The organism is Nocardioides cynanchi (genome assembly GCF_008761635.1).
In the GTDB taxonomy this organism is placed as follows: Bacteria; Actinomycetota; Actinomycetes; order Propionibacteriales; family Nocardioidaceae; genus Nocardioides; species Nocardioides cynanchi.
Window position 1 is genome coordinate 414,918 of sequence record NZ_CP044344.1, and the last position, 17,415, is coordinate 432,332.

Sequence of the window (17,415 nt, forward strand, 5' to 3'; positions counted from 1 at the left end):
ATGGGACGCACGGAGCGCCCGACGTTGTTGCGATGCGTTCCGCGCGGCTATCGCTAGACCACGAGCCGGAGCAGGGCGGCGGTCACGGCCGCCACGAGCACGACGGCCAAGAAGGGCGCGCGGAGCAGCAACGCGACGACGGCGACCGCGAGCCCGGCCGCCCGGGCGTCCACCGTGAGGTGCGGGCCGCGGGCGAAGACCTGGACGGCGACCAGCGCGGCCAGCAGGGCGACCGGGATCAGGTCGGCGATCCGCTCGACGAGCGGCCGCTGGAGCACCCGCGTCGGGATCGAGAGCCCGGCCAGCTTGAGCAGGTAGCAGCCCGCTGCAGCGCCGAGGATCGCCCACCACATCACGACGGGATCTCCGTCGCGTCGGTGGCGCCGCGGGTCAGCACGCCGGCCAGCAGAGCGACCCCGCCGGCCACGAGGACCGGGACACCGGCGGCGGTCAGCGGTACGACGCCCAGGGCGACCGCGGCGGCGATGACGGCGATCACCCGGTTGCGGGGGTCGGCCAGCCGGGGCCAGAGCAGGGCCAGGAAGGCGCCACCCACCGCGGCGTCGAGGCCGTAGGTGCGGGGGTCGCCGATCAGGTTGCCGGCGATGGCACCGACCAGGGTGAACAGGTTCCAGAAGACAAAGACCGAGATCCCGGTGCTCAGGAAGCCGACCCGGGCTGCCTCGGCGGAGTCGCGGGTCACCGACATCGCCGTGGACTCGTCGATCACGAGCTGGGCGGCGGCCGGGCGCACCCAGCCGCGGAAGCCGAGCAGCGGAGCCAGCTTCAGGCCGTACAGGGTGTTGCGGGTGCCGAGCATCAGCGCTGTCGCGGCGCCCGAGAGCGGCGCACCACCGGCCGCCGCGACGCCGATGAAGGCGAACTGCGAGGCACCGGTGAACATCAGCAGCGACAGGGCGCAGGTCTGGAGCACCGAGAGCCCGGCCGCCACGGACACGGCCCCGAACGAGGTGCCGTACAACCCGGTCGCCAGGCCGACACCGAGGCCGTCGCGGATGATCCCGCGGCGCTCCGGTTGCGCGGGCGCGGGTGTCGGCGGGGTCACCCGCCGACGGTAGCGAAGGTCAGCGGCGCCGCTCGACGCGGACCGGGCGCGGCTGGGGCTGGTGGATCACGGCGTACGACGCGACCAGGCCGAGCAGTCCGCCGGCCAGCGCACCCATGGAGACGGCGAGCGGCAGCGGGGTCATGTGCGCGACCCAGGCACCCGCAATCACGCCGCCGAGCAGGGTGATCGCGACCAGGACGAGCCTGTGGAGCAGCGGCAGCGGTCCGAACATCGTGGGTCCCCCGATCCTGATCTCGCAGCGGCTGCCGCGACCGCTCCATCGTGACGCGGCGTGGCCAGAAAACCAAGGGTCGGGTCTCAGCTCAGCCGGGTGTGCAGCCTGACCTGTCGCACCTGGCTGGAGCCGCTACCGTCGAGGTCGAGCGTGCGGTGCGCGGCGTCGGCGGCCCACCCCGCCGAGGTGAGGAAGGTCCGATAGGTGTCGTCGTCGGCGACCAGCCAGGCCACGGCGCGGGTGAACCCGTCGGCGAGCATGGTGTCGACCGCGGCCTGGAGCAGCCGGGAGCCGTGACCCTTGCCGCGCTCAGCCTCGTCGACGGTGAACTCCATGAGCTCACCGTCGGTCACCGGGTCGCAGTCGGGGTCGGTGGCGGGAGTCGTGATCGCGAAGCCGACCACCCGGTTGCGCTCGAGCGCGACCAGGGCCCGGTGCCGCGCGTCGGCGGGCCGGGTCAGCGCGTCGCGCCACAGCTGGGCGAAGTCGGCCGGGCGCAGGTCTCCCGCGGCCGGCACCAGCACGGCGTACGACGTCGCCCAGGCACGCGCCTGGATCTCGGCGATCGCCTCCGCGTCGTCGGCCCAGGCGACGCGGACCGAGACGTCGGCCGACGGGCCAGAGGGGCTGCTCATGCCCCCATCATCTCAGCGGGGGAGGTGTTACACCTGACCGGCACAGATGCAGATCGGTGTCACAACGACTGGTAGCGTGGGCTCGATGTACGGCAACGACTTCGGCCACGCCCCCGGCGAGCCGGCTCCCGACGTCCTCCACGACGACGCGGCGTTCACCGCGCTGCTCGCCGACGAGGGCCGGGTCGAGCCGCGCGACGACATGCCCGAGGCCTACCGCAAGACGCTGGTCCGCCAGATCGCCCAGCACGCCCACTCCGAGATCATCGGGATGCAGCCCGAGGGCAACTGGATCAGCCGGGCTCCCAGCCTGCGCCGCAAGGCGATCCTGATGGCCAAGGTGCAGGACGAGGCCGGCCACGGGCTCTATCTCTACGCAGCGGCCGAGACCCTCGGCGTGGACCGCGCCGACCTGGTCGACCAGCTGCACTCCGGTCGTCAGAAGTACTCGTCGATCTTCAACTACCCGACCCTCACCTGGGCCGACGTGGGCGCCATCGGCTGGCTCGTCGACGGCGCGGCGATCACCAACCAGGTGCCGCTGTGCCGGTGCTCCTACGGGCCGTACGCGCGGGCCATGGTCCGGGTCTGCAAGGAGGAGTCCTTCCACCAGCGGCAGGGCTTCGAGATCCTGCACACGCTCTCCCACGGCTCCCCTGCGCAGAAGGCGATGGCCCAGGACGCGGTGAACCGCTACTGGTGGCCGGCGCTGATGATGTTCGGCCCCCCCGACGACGACTCACCGAACTCCGCCCAGTCGATGGCGTGGGGCATCAAGCGCTTCTCCAACGACGAGCTCCGCCAGCGGTTCGTGGACATGACGGTGCCGCAGGCCGAGGCGCTCGACCTCAGCCTGCCTGACCCCGACCTGCGGTGGGACGACGAGACCGGGCACTACCGCATCGGCGAGATCGACTTCACCGAGCTGTTCGAGGTGATCAAGGGCAACGGCCCCTGCAACACCGAGCGGATGGCCCACAAGCGCCGCGCCCACGCCGACGGCGCCTGGGTCCGTGAGGCGGCCGAGGCGTACGCCGCCAAGCAGGCCGCCCGAGCCGCGAGCGTCGAGTCGGTGGCCTGATGGCGGAGCGGACCGGCGACTGGCCCCTGTGGGAGGTCTTCGTCCGGGCGCGGCGTGGGCTCTCCCACGTCCACGCCGGGTCCCTGCACGCCCCCGACGCCGAGATGGCCCTGCGCAACGCCCGTGACCTCTACACCCGGCGCAGCGAGGGGGTCTCCCTGTGGGTGGTCCGGGCCTCCGACATCGAGGCGTCGACCCCCGACGAGCGCGATGCCTTCTTCGACCCGGCGGCCGACAAGATCTACCGCCACCCCACGTTCTACGACGTACCCGAGGGCGTGGAGCACCTGTGAGCGCCCCACTCGTCGAGTACGTCCTCGGCCTCGGTGACGACGCCCTCGTCTCCGCCCAGCGGATGGGCTGGTGGATCAGCCGCGCTCCGGAGCTGGAGGAGGACGTCGCGCTGGCCAACATCGGCCTCGACCAGCTCGGCCAGGCCCGCGTGCTGCTGGCCCGGGCCGGTGAGCTCGAGGGCGACGGCCGCAGCGAGGACGACCTCGCCTACCTGCGCGACGAGCGGGAGTTCCGCAACGTCAAGCTGGTCGAGAGGCCGATGACCGACTTCGGGGTGGCCATGGCCCGGCTGCTCGTCGTGGCGACCTGGCAGGCGCATCTGTACGACGCGCTGCGGGCGAGCTCCGACGAGGTGCTCGCCGGGGTCGCCGGCAAGGCGGTCAAGGAGGTCGACTACCACGTGGACCACGCCTCCCACTGGGTGCTGCGGCTCGGCGACGGCACCGACGAGTCGCACGTGCGGATGCAGGCGGCGCTGGACGCCGAGTGGCCGTACGTCGAGGAGCTCTTCGAGGCGCTGCCCGAGGACTCGTCCGGTCTCGAGGGGGTCGCCGTCGACCCGATCTCGCTGCGTGAGCCGGTGCTCGCCGACCTGCGCCGGGTCGTCGAGCGGGCCACCCTGACCGTGCCCGAGGTCCGGCCGGCGCTCGGTGGCGGGCGGCAGGGCCGGCACACCGAGGAGCTCGGCTACCTGCTGGCCGAGATGCAGCACCTCCACCGTTCCCACCCGGGAGTGACCTGGTGAACCTCCGGCCGCGCACCCTTCCCGATCCGGCGCCCGCACCGGACGCACCGGCGCCGGACGCCCGCCGGATCGCCGGCTCGGTGGTCGACCCGGAGCTGCCGATGGTGACCATCGAGGACCTCGGGATCCTGCGCGACGTCACCGCCGACGACCAGGGCCGCGTGCACGTGACGATCACCCCGACCTACTCCGGCTGCCCGGCGATGGAGACGATCCGGGCCGACCTGGTGGAGTCGCTCAGCTGCGCGGGCTACCAGCGGGTGGACGTCGAGTTCGTGCTCAGCCCGGCCTGGACCACCGACGACCTGACTGACGCCGGGCGGGCCAAGCTCGCCGAGCACGGCATCGCCCCGCCGGGGCCGGTCGGCGCCCGCCCGTCCGGCCCGGTCGCGCTCGCCCTGTCGGTGCGCTGCCCGCAGTGCGGCAGCAACGACACCCGTGAGTCCAGCCGCTTCGGGTCGACCGCCTGCAAGAGCCTGTGGGTCTGCCGGTCCTGCCGCGAGCCCTTCGACCACTTCAAGGCCCTGTAGTGGCTCAACCCCGGTTCCACCCCTTGCGGGTGGCGTTCATCGAGCCGTTGACCGACGACGCCGTCGCGCTCACCTTCGCCGTGCCCGACGACCTGGCCGACGACTACGCGTTCGTGCACGGCCAGCACCTGACCATCCGGGGTGACGACGGCGAGCGCCGCAGCTTCTCGATCTGTACGACGCCGCGCTCGGGTCGGTTGAGGATCGGGGTGAAGAAGCTGCCCGGCGGTGCGTTCAGCGAGGGCGTCGTGGACGGGCTCCGCGTCGGCGACGAGCTCGACGTGATGACCCCGGCCGGGCGGTTCACCACCACGCTCGACCCCGCGTCGGCGAAGACCTACGTCGCGGTCGCGGCCGGCTCGGGGATCACCCCGGTGATCTCGATCGTCTCCACGATCCTCGAGGAGGAGCCGCACGCGCAGGTGATGCTGGTCTACGCCAACCGCACCCACCGCACGGTGATGTTCCTGGAGGACCTGCACGACCTGAAGGACCGGTTCCCGGAGCGCTTCTGGCTCGTGCACGTGCTCTCCCGCGAGGAGCAGGACGTCGAGCTGTTCTCCGGTCGGCTCGACGGCGAGCGGCTGACCCGGATCCTCGAGTCGCTGATGCCGGCCTCCGACGTGGACGAGTGGTTCCTGTGCGGCCCCCAGCAGATGGTGGTCGACCTGCGCCAGGTGATCCTCGACCACGGCGTCGACGCCCACGACGTGCACACCGAGCTGTTCCACGCCGACCCCGCACCGCGGGCGCCGGTGGCGGCGACGTCGACGGTGGAGGGTGCCGCGCACGTGACCTTCAAGCTGGACGGGCGCACCTCCGAGCTCGCCCTCCGCCCTGACGACGTCGGCGTGCTCGAGGCTGCACTCCGGGTGCGCTCGGACCTGCCGTTCGCCTGCCGGGGCGGGGTCTGCGGCACCTGCCGCGCCAAGCTGGTGGAGGGGACGGTCGCGATGGACGTGAACTACGCCCTGGAGCCCGAGGAGATCGAGCAGGGCTACGTGCTCACCTGCCAGTCGCACCCGACCTCGGAGCGCGTGGTCCTCGACTACGACGCATGAGCGGAGGCGGTCCGGCGGTCAGCGGTAGGTCGGCGGGAGCTGCTGACCGAGCTTGACCTGGGCCTTGGGCATCCGCATGAAGCGCATCTGCAGCGACCGGCTCATGGCGTAAAACGTCGTCCCCTGGGTGCTGACGCCGGGGAAGCGGGTCGCCAGCTCCCGGCGGAGCCGGAACCGCAGCCGGACCAGGTCGAAGATGATCAGCACGAACGCGGTCAGCATCGCCAGGTTGGCGTACGACGTGATCGTCGGGTTGCCGGTGTAGGCCAGGAGCAGGACCACCAGCATCAGCGGGATCATCAGCTCGACGACCGAGAAGTGGCTGTCGACGTAGTCGCGGATGAAGCGCTTGACCGGGCCCTTGTCGCGCGGCGGCAGGTAGCGCTCCTCGCCGGTCTTCATCGCCTGCCGCATCTGGGTGCTCGACTCGCTGCGGTTGGCCTTCTGGGCCGCGGCCATCTCCTTGCGGGTGCGCGGCACCTTGGCCCGGGCCTTGGCGGCGGCCTCGGCCTCCTTGCGGGTCGGCGTCGGCCGGCCCTTCTTGTCGGGCGCGGTGACCTGACCGGTGGCCGGATCGGTCGGCCGGTGCTCGGTGTCGGACTTGGTACGACGGAACAACGTGGAACCCTCAGCTCAGGGACTGGATGCGGCCGGTGCGGCCGTGACGCCAGCCTACCGGTGCCGGCTCCGGCGGCTGCCGACCAGGCACCGAGGCGTCGTACGTGAGCCTCGCCTGCCTTGACGCCAACCCATAGGCTGACCCCATGAGCATGTGGCAGCGCATCAGCCTGATCTTCCGGTCCAAGGCCAACAAGGCGCTCGACCGCGCCGAGGACCCACGCGAGACGCTCGACTACAGCTACCAGCGTCAGCTCGACCTGCTCGCGAAGGTACGCCGCGGGGTCGCCGACGTGGCCACCTCGCGCAAGCGCGTGGAGCTCCAGGTCAACCAGCTCACGGCGCAGTCCGCCAAGCTCCAGGGCCAAGCCGAGCAGGCGATCGCCGCGGGTCGCGAGGACCTCGCCCGTGAGGCGCTCACCCGCAAGTCCGGGCTCACCCAGCAGATCACCGACCTCAAGGCCCAGCAGGCCCAGCTCCAGGGCGAGGAGGAGAAGCTGGTCCTCGCCCAGCAGCGCCTCAGCGCCAAGGTCGAGGCGTTCCGCACTCGCAAGGAGACGATCAAGGCGACCTACACCGCGGCCCAGGCCCAGTCCCAGATCGGCGAGGCCATGTCTGGCATCGGCGAGGAGATGGGTGACGTCGGCCTGGCCATCCAGCGGGCCGAGGACAAGACGGCCCAGATGCAGGCCCGGGCCGGTGCCATCGACGAGCTGATCGCCTCCGGCGCGCTCGACGACGCCAGCTCGCTCAACAGCGGCGACGACATCTCCCGCGAGCTGGAGGCGATGAGCTCGCAGTCCGACGTCGAGGCGGAGCTGGCCAGGCTGAAGGCGGGCAAGGCCCCCGACGCGATCGAGGCACCGCAGGACGGCGGCGCGATCGTGGCCGCCGAGCCGGAGAAGACCGAGTCGACGGGCGAGACGCCCGCATGATCGTGCGGATCCTCGGTGAGGGGCAGTACGACCTCTCCGACGAGGCCGTCTCCGCCCTCAACGACCTCGACGCCCAGGTGGAGTCCGCGGTGGAGGCGGGCGACGAGCACGCCTTCGCCGGTGCGCTCACCTCGCTGCTGGACGGCGTACGCACCGCCGGGGTGGCCCACGACGCCGACTCCCTGGAGCCGTCCGACCTGATCCTGCCGATGGCCGACGCCACGCTGGCCGAGGTCCGCGACATGCTCAGCGGCGACGGTTTGATCCCTGGTTGACACTGGGTACATGGCCCGCACCCGTTTCGCCTCAGACACCGGACTCACACTCCGGATGACCTCCGTGATGTTCCTGCTCGGAGGGATCTTCGTCGCGCTCGTCGTGGTGGTGATGCTGGTCCTCCCGGTCGGCTACGCGCCGATCATCGGGATCATCGGGATCGGCATCGCCTGGGGGCAGTGGTACTTCTCCGACACCGTGGCGATGAAGGCGATGCGGGCCCGCGAGGTGACGCCCGAGGAGGCCCCCGAGCTGCACGGTGTGATCGACCGGCTGTGCGCGATGGCCGACATGCCCAAGCCCCGGGTGGGCATCGCCGACCTCTCGATCCCCAACGCCTTCGCCACCGGCCGGTCGCCCGAGCGCTCCGTGGTCTGTGTGACCACCGGCATCCTCGGGATCCTCACCGCCGACGAGATGGAGGCGGTGCTCGCCCACGAGCTCAGCCACGTCGCCCACCGCGACGTCACCGTGATGACCATCGCGTCGACCGCGGGCATCGTGGCCGGGATGCTCACCCGCGGTGCGCAGTACGGCGCGATGTTCGGCGGCGGGCGCCGCAACAGCAACGACAACAACAGCGGCGTCCCGGTCTGGCTGGTCATCCTGGTGGTGAGCCTGGTCGTCTACGCCGTCAGCTTCTTCCTGACCCGGCTGCTCTCGCGCTACCGCGAGCTGTGCGCGGACCGCTCCGGTGCCTACCTGACGATGAAGCCGCGGGCACTGGCCACGGCGCTGCAGAAGATCGCCGGCCACATGAACGGCATCCCCGACCAAGACCTGCGCACGGTCGACTCGATGAACGCGTTCTTCATCTCCCCGGCGATCAAGGCCGGCTTCGGCCAGCTCACCTCGACCCACCCGTCGCTGGAGCAGCGGCTCGAGCAGCTGGCGAAGATCCAGGCCGAGCTCGGTCGCCCGGTCGACGGGTCGCCGGCTCCGTGACGCCGTTCTGGGACGCGATCACCGGGCGCACGACGCCCAAGAAGGCCGACCTGGACTCGCTCTTCCTCGTGCCCAGCGCCGCGATCACCCTGGAGACCTCGGCCGGGCTGACACCGACCGGGACCGGCTCGGTGTGCTTCCGCGCGGCCGACGGCGCGGCGTACCAGCAGACCCAGGACGACGTCATCGCACTGATCCGCGACGACGCGGACAAGCCCGACGTCTCGGTGCAGCGTGACGACTTCGGCTTCACCTGGCTGGTCGTCACCCGCGCCACCTCCGACGTGGAAGGGCTGTGCACCGACCTGCACGCGGTCAACACCAGCCTCGAGGAGCAGGGCTTCGCCGGAGGGCTGCTGTGCACCGTGGTGCCGTTCGCCGACACCACCGGACGCAAGGTCGGGCTGGTCTACCTCTACAAGCAGGGCACGTTCTACGGCTTCGCCCCCACCGGCGCCAAGACCCGCGACAACCTGCTCGAGCTCCAGGTCCGCGACGAGCTCAAGGCGGAGCTGCCGATGGAGGAGGACCTCCAGCGCTGGCTCGCCCTCTGGGGCGCCCCCGGCCTCTGACCAGTCGGCGCACACAGGCACCCCCACCACGCCGAGTCGGCGCAAAGAGGCACTCGAACCGCGCCGAGTCGGCGCAAAGAGGCACTCGGACCGCCCCGAGTCGGCGCAAAGAGGCACTCGGACCGCCCCGAGTCGGCACAAAGAGGCACGCTCTGAGCAACCTCGGACCGGTAAGGATCCGTTCAGGGGGTGACGAGGGGAGCCGGGCGATGAAGGACGCCGACCGGGCGGAGTTCGAGCAGTTCGTGGACGGACACGGCCGCGAGCTGCGACGTACGGCGTACCTGATGTGCGGCGACTGGCAGCGGGCCGAGGACGCCACCCAGGACGCGCTTCTCAAGCTGTACGGCGTGTGGTCGCGGCTGGAGCGGTCCGGCGGGCTTCGGTCCTACGCCCACCGCGCCGTGACCACGGCTGTCCTCGACCAGGGGAGGCGTCCCTGGCGTCGCGAGGTGTCCACGTGGAGCCCGCCCGACTCGGCCTTGGACCCGACCTCGGCGGTGGATCGCCGCCTCGCCGTCCTCGAGGCCCTTCAGGCCCTGCCGCACCGACGCCGGCAGTGCCTCGTCCTGCGCTACTTCGCCGATCTCTCGGTCGAGGACACCGCCCAGCACCTCGGGATCAGCCACGGGACGGTCAAGAGCCAGACCGCCCGCGCGCTGGACCAGGTCCGCACCTCCTTGGTCGCCCTGGGGCTCGATGTCGAACTGGAGGAGCTGTCGTGAACGAACGCATCACCGACCTGCTGGACCACGCCGCCGACGACGGGGGAGCTCCGCTGGGGTTCGACGGCTCCATGATCGCCCGGAGGGCGCAGGCCCGCCGGCGTCGTCGGTACGGCGCCTCCGCCGCCGGTCTGGTGGCCGCGGGAGTCGTCGCAGTGGTCGTGGGCGGCCAGCTGCTGGGCTCCGCCGGCGCCGACAGGGTGGGGCCCGCCGGGTCGACCGGGACGACGGCCACGCCCGACTCGCCCACCACCTCGCCCCCCGCCCTGACCCCCCAGGAGCAGTCCGTGGTCGACCGGTGCGCCGCCGTCGCGAAGCCCGCGCGACTCGGCCCCGGGCGCCTGACCAGCGGCGGGCGCGTCCGCCAGGGGGTGACGATCACGGGCCCGAAGGTGCACACCGTGACGCCGGCCGACCTTCGGGACGGCTGGACCCTCGACACCTACACCGAGGACGCGCAGGGACTCACCGCGACGTTCGTGAGCCCGGGCCACACCCGGTTCGCCCGGTGCAACGTCGCGGCCGGCGGCACCGACGCCGAGAGCGGCGTCGAGGACGGCGGGCCGCTGCCCACCGGACCGGTGCCCCGGAGCTGGCACGGCCCGGACGGCTTCCGGCACCAGGACACCAGCCCGGCCTGGGCCCAGGTGTGCGCGCCGGGTGACGGCAAGGTCTGTCCCCGGGAGCTGTTCGCCGGTGCCTTCGCGTTGTACGACGGCGTGCGGGCCGTGCGCGTCGACGCACCCGACGGGACGGTGCTGCACCCCGTGCTCGGCACCTACACCTACGTGTTCCGGCACACCGAGCAACGGGTCGACCCGCGTCGCGCGGCCGACGACTCGCAGCCACTCCCGTCGATGCCGGTCACCCTGCTCGACGGGCAGGGTCGCCGGATCATCCGCTACGACTACTACCCGTCGTACGTCGTCCCGAGCGGCTGTCCCTCGACCGGGGGCTGCTGATCAGTCGCGGTGGGATCGGCCGGGCAGGTCGAGCATCCGCTGGAGCGCGATCTTCGCGAAGTGCTCGGTGTCGGGGTCGACCTCGATCCGGTTGACCACCGCGCCGTCGACCAGCGACTCCAGGGCCCAGACCAGGTGGGGCAGGTCGATCCGGTTCATCGTCGAGCAGTAGCAGACCTTGCGGTCCAGGAAGGCGATGCTCTGCTCCGGGTGGGCCCGGGCCAGCCGCTGGACCAGGTTGAGCTCGGTGCCGATCGCCCAGCTCGAGCCGGGCGGGGCCGCCTCGACGGTCTTGATGATGAACTCCGTCGAGCCGACCAGGTCCGCGGCGGTGACCACCTCGTGGGTGCACTCGGGGTGGACCAGGATCTTGATGTCCGGGTCGCGCTCGCGCAGCGCGTCGACCACGTCGACCGAGAAGCGGCCGTGCACCGAGCAGTGGCCGCGCCACAGGATCATCCGGGCCGCGGCCAGGTCGTCGGGCGCGACGCCGCCGCCCGGGAGGTGCGGGTCCCAGACGACGCAGTCGTCGAGCCCCATCCCCAGCTTCAGTACGGCGGTGTTGCGGCCGAGGTGCTGGTCGGGCAGGAACAGCACCTGGGCGCCCGGCTTCTGCGCGAAGGCCCACTCGAGCGCGACGTCGGCGTTGCTCGACGTACACACCGCGCCGCCGTGCCGACCGCAGAACGCCTTGATGTCGGCGGAGGAGTTCATGTAGGTGACGGGTACGACGTGCTCGGCCAGGCCGGCGTCGGTCAGCGCGTCCCAGCAGTCCTCCACCTGGGCGAGACGGGCCATGTCGGCCATCGAGCAGCCCGCGGCGAGGTCGGGCAGGATCACCTGTTGGTGGGGCGAGGTCAGGATGTCCGCGGACTCGGCCATGAAGTGCACGCCGCAGAAGACGATGAACTCGGCCTCGGGCCGCCCGGCGGCGTCGCGGGCGAGCTTGAACGAGTCGCCGGTGACGTCGGCGAACTGGATCACCTCGTCGCGCTGGTAGTGGTGGCCGAGGACGAACGCCCGCTCGCCGAGGGTCGCCCGCGCTGCCCGGGCGCGCTCCACCAGGTCGGGGTCCGACGGGGACGGCAGGTCGCCCGGGCACTCCACCCCGCGCTCGGCCGTCAGGTCGGTGCCTCGACCGAGCGGGAGCAGCGGAAGGTCGACGGTGGTCATGGCGCCATCGTAGGCAGTCGGTCCTGGGTCACCGCAGGCCCTACATCAAGGCGCCGTTCGCGAGGTACGGCGCCGGCGGGCGCATGTGGCGCAGGGCCAGGAACCCGGCCTGGTCGAGCTCCAGCCCGGCGGCCAGCCCCACGTCGACGGCCCAGCTGTTCTCCGGGGTGACGTGGCCGACGAGGACGTCGTCGCTGGAGGCGATCGCCTCCCACAGCAGGCGGGCCGCGGTCCGTCGGTCGGTGGCGGCGAGCAGGGCGACGCCGTCGTCGAGGTAGGCGTACCCCTGCCCGCCCGAGGTGTCGCTGACGACCAGCCGGTACTGCTGGAACAGGATCTGGTGGTCCGGGCCGTGCGCGGCACCGCGGGTCCGCCGGTCGATGGAGTCCATCAGGTCGACGTCGCCGAGGCTCCCGTCGCGGACCCGGTCGATCACCGGGATGCGGGACCGGTCCGGCGTACCGCGCAGGAACATCTGCGGATGGAGCGTGAAGCCGGCCGCGTGGTAGCGGCGGACGGCCTTGGGGTCGTTGGAGGCGTTGAGCATCCCGCGCAGCGAGCCTTTGCCGTAGTCGAGCGCCGGAGCGAGCAGGGCCTTGCCGAGGCCGAGGCCCTGCGAGCCGGGCACCACGGCGTACGACGCGAGCAGCCACATCTTCTCCCGCTCGAAGGAGACCACCACGCCGAGCATCCCGGTGCCGTCCTCGGCCACCCAGCACCCGCCGGGGTCGGTGCCGAGCAGGTGGCGGGTCCGGGCGATCCAGTTGGCGCCACGGTCGGGAGGCCGCAGCTGGGGTTCGGGCCAGGCGCGACGGAACATCCGGGTGTCCAGCTCGTGGAAGCCCACCGCGGTGATCCGCTCGGCGGTGGGTACGTCCTCGTCGGTCATCGGTCGGATCCGTACCTCGCCCACCGGACCCATTGTGCCCAACGGGAGGAGCCCAGGTTGAGTGACAGGTCCGCGGTTCGCAAGGTGGGGGTCGAGGAGGAGCTCCTGTTGGTGCACCCCGACTCCGGAGAGCTGGCCAACGCCGCCGGTGCGGTGCTGCACGAGCACCGAGCCGAGCGCGGGGGTACGGCGTCACCGTCGGCCTCGCGCGACCTCGAGGGCGAGCTGCTCCGGCACATGGTCGAGACCCATACCGACCCCTCGACCGACCTGACCGAGATCGGCCACCAGCTCCGGGGGGCACGGCGCACGGCGATCGCGGCGGCCGAGGACTCGGGGGTCGCGGTCGCCGCGGTGGCCACCGCACCGCTCGGGTCGGCTCCGCCGGCCGTGACCGCCAACCCGCGCTACGAGCGGATCGTCCAGGAGTTCGGGGACACGGGTCGTGGCGCCGGGACCCTCGGGATGCACGTCCACGTCGACGTCGCCGACGACGAGGAGGGCGTGCGCGTGATCGACGGGCTGCGTCCGTGGCTGCCGCTCCTGACGGCGCTCTCGGCCAACTCGCCGTACGCCTCGGGGCGCGACACCGGCTACGCCTCCTGGCGCCAGCAGGTGTGGACCCGCTGGCCGACGGCCGGTCCGGCCGAGCCCTACGGCTCGGCAGCGGAGTACCGCCGGGTCAGCGAGACCCTGATCCGGCTCGGCGCCGCCTTGGACGACGGGATGCTCTACTACGACGCCCGACTGTCCGCGTCGTACCCCACCGTCGAGATCCGGGTGGCCGACACCTGCACCGACGTCGACGACGCGCTGCTGGTCGCAGCCCTGGCCCGGGCGCTGGTCGAGACGCTGGCGGTCGCCGACGAGCCGGCCCGGCCACTGCGCAGCGACCTGCTGCGCGCCGCGTGGTGGCGGGCCGCTCGGCACGGCCTGAACGGCGACCTCGTGCATCCGGTGACGAGGGAGCCGGTGCGGGCGGGCGAGGCGCTCCGCGCCCTCCAGGAGGCGGTCGGCCCGGCCCTGGAGTCGGCCGGGGACGCGGCCCTGGTCGAGGAGGGGCTGGCGCGACTGGCGACCGCGGGCACCGGCGCCCGACGGCAGCGGCAGGCCTTCGAGCGCACCGGTGACCTGCGCGGTGTGGTCGCCGACGTCGTCGCGCGGACCGCAGGATCGGCCGGGTGACGGTCAGCCGGTGCGGCCGCGTCGGCGGTGGTCGACCGGCCGGACGCCGTACGACCGCTGGAAGGCGTCGCTGAAGGTGAACGGGCTCGAGTAGCCCACGGCTCGGGAGATCGACGCCACGGTGTCGTCGGTCCCGGCCAGGAGGTCGGCGGCGAGGGCGAGTCGCCAGGCGCTGAGGTAGGCGATCGGTGACTCGCCGACCGCGGCGCCGAACCGACGGGAGAAGCCCGCGCGTGACAAGCCGACCTCGCCGGCCAGCGAACCGAGGGTCCAGGGAGCCTCGGGGCGGTCGTGGATCAGGGCGAGCGCTCGGCCCACCTCCCGGTCGTCGCCGGCGCGGAGCCAGGTCGGGAGGTCGTCGGCGGTCGCCGCCCACTGCTGCACGGCGGCGACCACGAGGGCGTCGAGCAGTCGATCGAGCAGGCTGACCTGTCCGGGTGCCTCGCGCTGCAGGTTGTCGTGGAGGAGCCCGACGAGGGGGCTGTCCCACTCGTCACCGCGCAGCACCAGGGCCGGCGGCAGCGCCGACAGCATCCGGGCCCCGACCTCGCCGACGGAGGAGTAGTTGCCCACGAGCAGCGCGTCCTCACCGCCGGGGTCGTTGCCCCAGGTGCGGATGCCGTGGGTCATCGGCAGGTCGAGGCTGACCCCGACGGGGGTCTCGCTCCGGTTGCCGGGGTGGATCACCGCCAGCGGCTCGCGACCGGGCTCGTCACCCACGTCGTAGGGCTCCGGTCCGCGCACCAGCAGCAGGTCGCCCCGGTCGAGCCGGACCGGCGCGTCCGAGCCCCGGGTGAAGACGGCGGACCCCTGGGTCACCGTCACGACGGTCAGCGGCGCCTCGTCGCGGATCCGGATCGCCCAGGGCCGCGCCATCGGGACTCGGAGCAGGAAGGCGCCGCGGGCACGCGGGGCGTCGATCAGGCTCGACAGTGGGTCCATCCGACCGACCCTAGACGAATTCCGATGTAGCGGGCATCCACACGCAGGGAAAGTCTCACACCGGTGCGTTGCGATGGGTGCATGAATCTCACCCAGACCGCCACCGCCCTCGCCGCCCTCGGCTCCGCCACCTTCGGGGGAGTGCTCTTCGCCTTCTCCGCCTTCGTCATGCCCGGCCTCGACGCCTCACCCCCCGACGCGGCGGTGGTGACCATGCAGCAGATCAACAAGGCCGCGCCGCGGTCGCCGCTGGCCGCCGAGATGGTCGTGACCCTGGTGCTCTGCCTGGTCGTCGCGGCCACCGCCCTGATCCGGCTGCGCAGCCACGGCGGGGTGGGCACCGTGCTGGTGCTGGCCGGCTGCCTGCTGTTCGTGGCGTCGTTCGCGATCACCGCGATCTACCACATCCCGCACAACGACGCCTTCGCCTCGGTCGCCTCCGGCGGGGCCGGGACCGCCCAGGCGTGGCGCGACTACGCCCGGCCCTGGGAGCTGTGGAACCACGTGCGGTCGGCCTCGGCGCTGGCCGGCTCGGCCCTGATGATCGCCGGGCTGCTGGCCCGGGCGGCCTGAGGCGGCACCACCCCGCGACAATGACCACATGCGCGTGCTGATCGCGCCGGACAAGTTCGCCGGCACCCTGACCGCGGTGGAGGCCGCCCGCGCGATCGCGGACGGCTGGCTGCGCCAGGCGCCCGGTGACGAGGTCGACCTGGCCCCGATGGCCGACGGCGGCCCCGGCTTCGTCGACGTGCTGCACGAGGCGCTCGGCGGCGACCTGGCCGCGCTGACCGTGAGCGGCCCGCACGGCGAGCCGGTGCCGGCCACCTGCCTGCTCGGCTCGCAGGGCCGGGCCTGGGTCGAGAGCGCTCAGGCCTGCGGGCTCGCGCTGACCGGCGGGGAGCGCGCCGAGAGCGCCACCACCTGGGGCGTCGGCGAGCTGGTCATGCAGGCGATCGAAGCAGGAGCCACCGACATCGTGGTCGGCCTCGGTGGCTCGGGCACCAACGACGGCGGAGCCGGCCTGCTCGGAGCCCTCGGCGCCACCGCCGACCGACCGCTGGACCAGGGAGCCGCGGGCCTGGCCGGGATCGGGCAGGTCGACCTCGCACCGGCCCGCGAGCGGCTCGCCGGGGTCTCCCTGCTCTGTGCCACCGACGTCGACAGCCCCCTGACCGGCCTGTTCGGTGCCACCAAGACCTTCGGCCCGCAGAAGGGCATCGCCGAGGAGCGGCTGCCGGCCGTGGACGGCATCCTCGAGGCGTTCGCGGCCGTGACCGGGCGTCGTACCGCGCTGGAGAAGGGGGCCGGTGCCGCTGGTGGGCTCGGCTTCGCCCTGCTCGTCCTCGGCGCCGAGCGACGTCCCGGCTTCGACCTCGTCGCCGACGCCGTGCGCCTCGAGCAGCGGGCGCGGCAGGCCGACCTGGTGATCACCGGTGAGGGCGCGTTCGACTTCTCCAGCCGCTCCGGCAAGGTGCCCTACGGCGTCGCCACGGTCGCCGCCGAGGCGTTGCGACCGTGCGTCGCGCTGGCCGGCCGGGTCCTGGTCGGGTCGCGCGAGATGCGGGCCCTCGGCATCGAGTCGGCGCACTCGCTGGTGGACCTGGTGGGGGAGGAGCGGGCGCTGGGAGACCCGGCCGGGAGCCTGGCCACCCTGTCCGCCCGGGTCGCTCGCAGCTGGTCGCGCTGACCTGGCGCGGATCCGGAGGAATAACCTGCCCTGTGCGAGAATTGGGTCAGACGTACGACGGATGGCACCCCCAGCGAAGGAGCAGCAGATGACCGACCAGGTCACCGAAGAGCGCCGGACCGACCAGATCAACCTCAGCTCGGTCGCCGCCACCAAGGTCAAGAGCCTGCTCGAGCAGGAGGGTCGCGACGACCTCGCGCTGCGGATCTCGGTGCAGCCCGGTGGCTGCAGTGGTCTGCGCTACCAGCTGTTCTTCGACGAGCGCACGCTCGACGGCGACGTCGTGACCGACTTCGACGGCGTGGCCGTGGTCGTCGACCGGATGAGTGTCCCCTACCTCAGCGGCGCGATGATCGACTTCGTGGACACGATCGAGAAGCAGGGCTTCACCATCGACAACCCCAACGCGACCGGCTCCTGCGCCTGTGGCGACTCGTTCCACTGAGCCCGCGGGCCCGCTGTGCGGGTCCTCGAATCTGACGAAGCCCCCGTCCGAGTAGTTCGGCGGGGGCTTCGTGCTGCGTGCGACGTCGCGCGGTTCAGTCGAGGTGCAGGTGCAGGGCGTTGGCCAGCGTGGCAGCCGCGTCGGTGATCCGGATCTCGCGCTTGGGCACCTCGCGCGGGTAGTCGTCGTACTCCAGGCTCGGTGCGCCGGCGACGGCGGCGCGGGCCACCCGGTCGAGCCGCAGGGCCCGCCCGACCGCGGCGCAGTCCTCGCGCTGGCGGCTCACCGCGTCGAGCTCGTCGTGGATCAGGTGCGAGGGAGTCGTCGGGACCATGCTCACGACGCTAGCGGCTACCCGTCGGTAGCGGGAGCAGGAGCGATGCTGCGCCGACGATGGGTCCCCCGGCG

Annotated in this window: 24 protein-coding genes; 15 read left to right on the forward strand and 9 right to left on the reverse strand. The window is 72.4% G+C overall.

Annotation, left to right across the window (positions count from 1 at the left end; genetic code table 11):
• Positions 1-53: 53 nt before the first annotated feature.
• The 4 genes from E3N83_RS02180 to E3N83_RS02195 all read right to left on the reverse strand — a co-directional run bounded on the left by E3N83_RS02180 (position 54) and on the right by E3N83_RS02195 (position 1,939).
• Positions 54-353 carry an AzlD domain-containing protein gene (locus tag E3N83_RS02180; protein WP_151081768.1) on the reverse strand — a complete coding sequence of 100 codons (300 nt, stop codon included), beginning with the start codon at positions 351-353 and terminating at the stop codon, positions 54-56.
• Positions 353-1,066, reverse strand: coding sequence for an AzlC family ABC transporter permease (locus E3N83_RS02185; RefSeq protein ID WP_151081769.1), 714 nt, complete (start codon positions 1,064-1,066; stop codon positions 353-355). Before E3N83_RS02185 ends, E3N83_RS02180 begins: the two co-directional genes overlap by 1 nt.
• Positions 1,067-1,085: 19 nt before the next feature.
• A complete protein-coding gene (locus E3N83_RS02190; RefSeq protein WP_151081770.1) occupies positions 1,086-1,301 on the reverse strand; it encodes a hypothetical protein in 216 nt (71 codons plus the stop codon).
• A gap of 86 nt (positions 1,302-1,387) precedes the next feature.
• Complete coding sequence (locus tag E3N83_RS02195; RefSeq protein ID WP_151081771.1) at positions 1,388-1,939, reverse strand: GNAT family N-acetyltransferase; 552 nt, start codon at positions 1,937-1,939, stop codon at positions 1,388-1,390.
• A gap of 85 nt (positions 1,940-2,024) precedes the next feature.
• Between E3N83_RS02195 and paaA the strand changes: the two genes are divergently transcribed.
• The 5 genes from paaA to paaE are packed head-to-tail and all read left to right on the forward strand — an operon-like array spanning position 2,025 to position 5,650.
• Positions 2,025-3,020, forward strand: a complete 996-nt coding sequence (gene paaA, locus E3N83_RS02200) for a 1,2-phenylacetyl-CoA epoxidase subunit PaaA (RefSeq protein ID WP_202879300.1) — start codon at positions 2,025-2,027, stop codon at positions 3,018-3,020.
• Positions 3,020-3,313 (forward strand): 1,2-phenylacetyl-CoA epoxidase subunit PaaB, encoded by a 294-nt coding sequence (paaB, locus tag E3N83_RS02205; protein WP_151081773.1) that lies wholly within the window; start codon positions 3,020-3,022, stop codon positions 3,311-3,313. The genes paaA and paaB overlap by 1 nt, the downstream gene beginning before the upstream one ends.
• Positions 3,310-4,059, forward strand: a complete 750-nt coding sequence (gene paaC, locus E3N83_RS02210) for a 1,2-phenylacetyl-CoA epoxidase subunit PaaC (RefSeq protein ID WP_151081774.1) — start codon at positions 3,310-3,312, stop codon at positions 4,057-4,059. Before paaB ends, paaC begins: the two co-directional genes overlap by 4 nt.
• Positions 4,056-4,589 carry a 1,2-phenylacetyl-CoA epoxidase subunit PaaD gene (paaD, locus tag E3N83_RS02215; protein ID WP_202879301.1) on the forward strand — a complete coding sequence of 178 codons (534 nt, stop codon included), beginning with the start codon at positions 4,056-4,058 and terminating at the stop codon, positions 4,587-4,589. Before paaC ends, paaD begins: the two co-directional genes overlap by 4 nt.
• Entirely contained in the window at positions 4,589-5,650 is a 1,062-nt protein-coding gene (gene paaE, locus E3N83_RS02220) for a 1,2-phenylacetyl-CoA epoxidase subunit PaaE (protein ID WP_272950283.1), read from the forward strand. Before paaD ends, paaE begins: the two co-directional genes overlap by 1 nt.
• Positions 5,651-5,668: 18 nt before the next feature.
• Here paaE and E3N83_RS02225 read toward each other — a convergent pair whose 3' ends face one another.
• Positions 5,669-6,268, reverse strand: a complete 600-nt coding sequence (locus tag E3N83_RS02225; RefSeq protein ID WP_151081776.1) for a DUF3043 domain-containing protein — start codon at positions 6,266-6,268, stop codon at positions 5,669-5,671.
• A 146-nt stretch (positions 6,269-6,414) separates the two neighbouring features.
• On the opposite strand from E3N83_RS02225, the gene E3N83_RS02230 reads away from it, so the two are divergent.
• The 6 genes from E3N83_RS02230 to E3N83_RS02255 all read left to right on the forward strand — a co-directional run bounded on the left by E3N83_RS02230 (position 6,415) and on the right by E3N83_RS02255 (position 10,683).
• The gene (locus tag E3N83_RS02230; protein ID WP_151081777.1) at positions 6,415-7,203 is read left to right on the forward strand and encodes a PspA/IM30 family protein; all 789 of its coding nucleotides are present in this window, start codon (positions 6,415-6,417) and stop codon (positions 7,201-7,203) included.
• Positions 7,200-7,478 carry a PspA-associated protein PspAA gene (pspAA, locus tag E3N83_RS02235; RefSeq protein ID WP_151081778.1) on the forward strand — a complete coding sequence of 93 codons (279 nt, stop codon included), beginning with the start codon at positions 7,200-7,202 and terminating at the stop codon, positions 7,476-7,478. The genes E3N83_RS02230 and pspAA overlap by 4 nt, the downstream gene beginning before the upstream one ends.
• Positions 7,479-7,488: 10 nt before the next feature.
• Positions 7,489-8,424 carry a zinc metalloprotease HtpX gene (htpX, locus tag E3N83_RS02240; protein WP_151081779.1) on the forward strand — a complete coding sequence of 312 codons (936 nt, stop codon included), beginning with the start codon at positions 7,489-7,491 and terminating at the stop codon, positions 8,422-8,424.
• Complete coding sequence (gene pspAB / locus E3N83_RS02245; protein ID WP_151081780.1) at positions 8,421-8,996, forward strand: PspA-associated protein PspAB; 576 nt, start codon at positions 8,421-8,423, stop codon at positions 8,994-8,996. Before htpX ends, pspAB begins: the two co-directional genes overlap by 4 nt.
• A gap of 209 nt (positions 8,997-9,205) precedes the next feature.
• A complete protein-coding gene (locus tag E3N83_RS02250; protein WP_151081781.1) occupies positions 9,206-9,721 on the forward strand; it encodes a SigE family RNA polymerase sigma factor in 516 nt (171 codons plus the stop codon).
• Entirely contained in the window at positions 9,718-10,683 is a 966-nt protein-coding gene (locus tag E3N83_RS02255; RefSeq protein ID WP_151081782.1) for a hypothetical protein, read from the forward strand. Before E3N83_RS02250 ends, E3N83_RS02255 begins: the two co-directional genes overlap by 4 nt.
• On the opposite strand, the gene nadA is transcribed toward E3N83_RS02255, so the two are convergent.
• Both nadA and E3N83_RS02265 read right to left on the reverse strand, forming a co-directional pair.
• Positions 10,684-11,856, reverse strand: coding sequence for a quinolinate synthase NadA (gene nadA, locus E3N83_RS02260; RefSeq protein WP_151081783.1), 1,173 nt, complete (start codon positions 11,854-11,856; stop codon positions 10,684-10,686). It lies immediately after the preceding gene.
• Between the two features lie 40 nt (positions 11,857-11,896).
• Positions 11,897-12,745: a GNAT family N-acetyltransferase gene (locus E3N83_RS02265; protein ID WP_151081784.1), complete on the reverse strand. Its 849-nt coding sequence runs from the start codon at positions 12,743-12,745 to the stop codon at positions 11,897-11,899.
• A gap of 57 nt (positions 12,746-12,802) precedes the next feature.
• Here E3N83_RS02265 and E3N83_RS02270 point away from each other — a divergent pair, with 57 nt between their 5' ends.
• Positions 12,803-13,930 carry a carboxylate-amine ligase gene (locus E3N83_RS02270; RefSeq protein WP_151081785.1) on the forward strand — a complete coding sequence of 376 codons (1,128 nt, stop codon included), beginning with the start codon at positions 12,803-12,805 and terminating at the stop codon, positions 13,928-13,930.
• Positions 13,931-13,933: 3 nt separating this feature from the next.
• Here the strand turns inward: E3N83_RS02270 and E3N83_RS02275 are convergent, their stop codons facing one another.
• On the reverse strand, positions 13,934-14,872 hold the full coding sequence (locus E3N83_RS02275; RefSeq protein WP_151081786.1) for an AraC family transcriptional regulator: 939 nt from the start codon (positions 14,870-14,872) through the stop codon (positions 13,934-13,936).
• An 81-nt stretch (positions 14,873-14,953) separates the two neighbouring features.
• Between E3N83_RS02275 and E3N83_RS02280 the strand changes: the two genes are divergently transcribed.
• The 3 genes from E3N83_RS02280 to erpA all read left to right on the forward strand — a co-directional run bounded on the left by E3N83_RS02280 (position 14,954) and on the right by erpA (position 17,007).
• Positions 14,954-15,445, forward strand: a complete 492-nt coding sequence (locus E3N83_RS02280; RefSeq protein WP_151081787.1) for an anthrone oxygenase family protein — start codon at positions 14,954-14,956, stop codon at positions 15,443-15,445.
• A 28-nt stretch (positions 15,446-15,473) separates the two neighbouring features.
• Positions 15,474-16,562: a glycerate kinase family protein gene (locus E3N83_RS02285; RefSeq protein WP_151081788.1), complete on the forward strand. Its 1,089-nt coding sequence runs from the start codon at positions 15,474-15,476 to the stop codon at positions 16,560-16,562.
• Between the two features lie 88 nt (positions 16,563-16,650).
• The gene (gene erpA / locus E3N83_RS02290; protein ID WP_151081789.1) at positions 16,651-17,007 is read left to right on the forward strand and encodes an iron-sulfur cluster insertion protein ErpA; all 357 of its coding nucleotides are present in this window, start codon (positions 16,651-16,653) and stop codon (positions 17,005-17,007) included.
• Positions 17,008-17,101: 94 nt separating this feature from the next.
• Here erpA and E3N83_RS02295 read toward each other — a convergent pair whose 3' ends face one another.
• Positions 17,102-17,341 carry a hypothetical protein gene (locus E3N83_RS02295; RefSeq protein WP_151081790.1) on the reverse strand — a complete coding sequence of 80 codons (240 nt, stop codon included), beginning with the start codon at positions 17,339-17,341 and terminating at the stop codon, positions 17,102-17,104.
• Positions 17,342-17,415 lie beyond the last annotated feature (74 nt).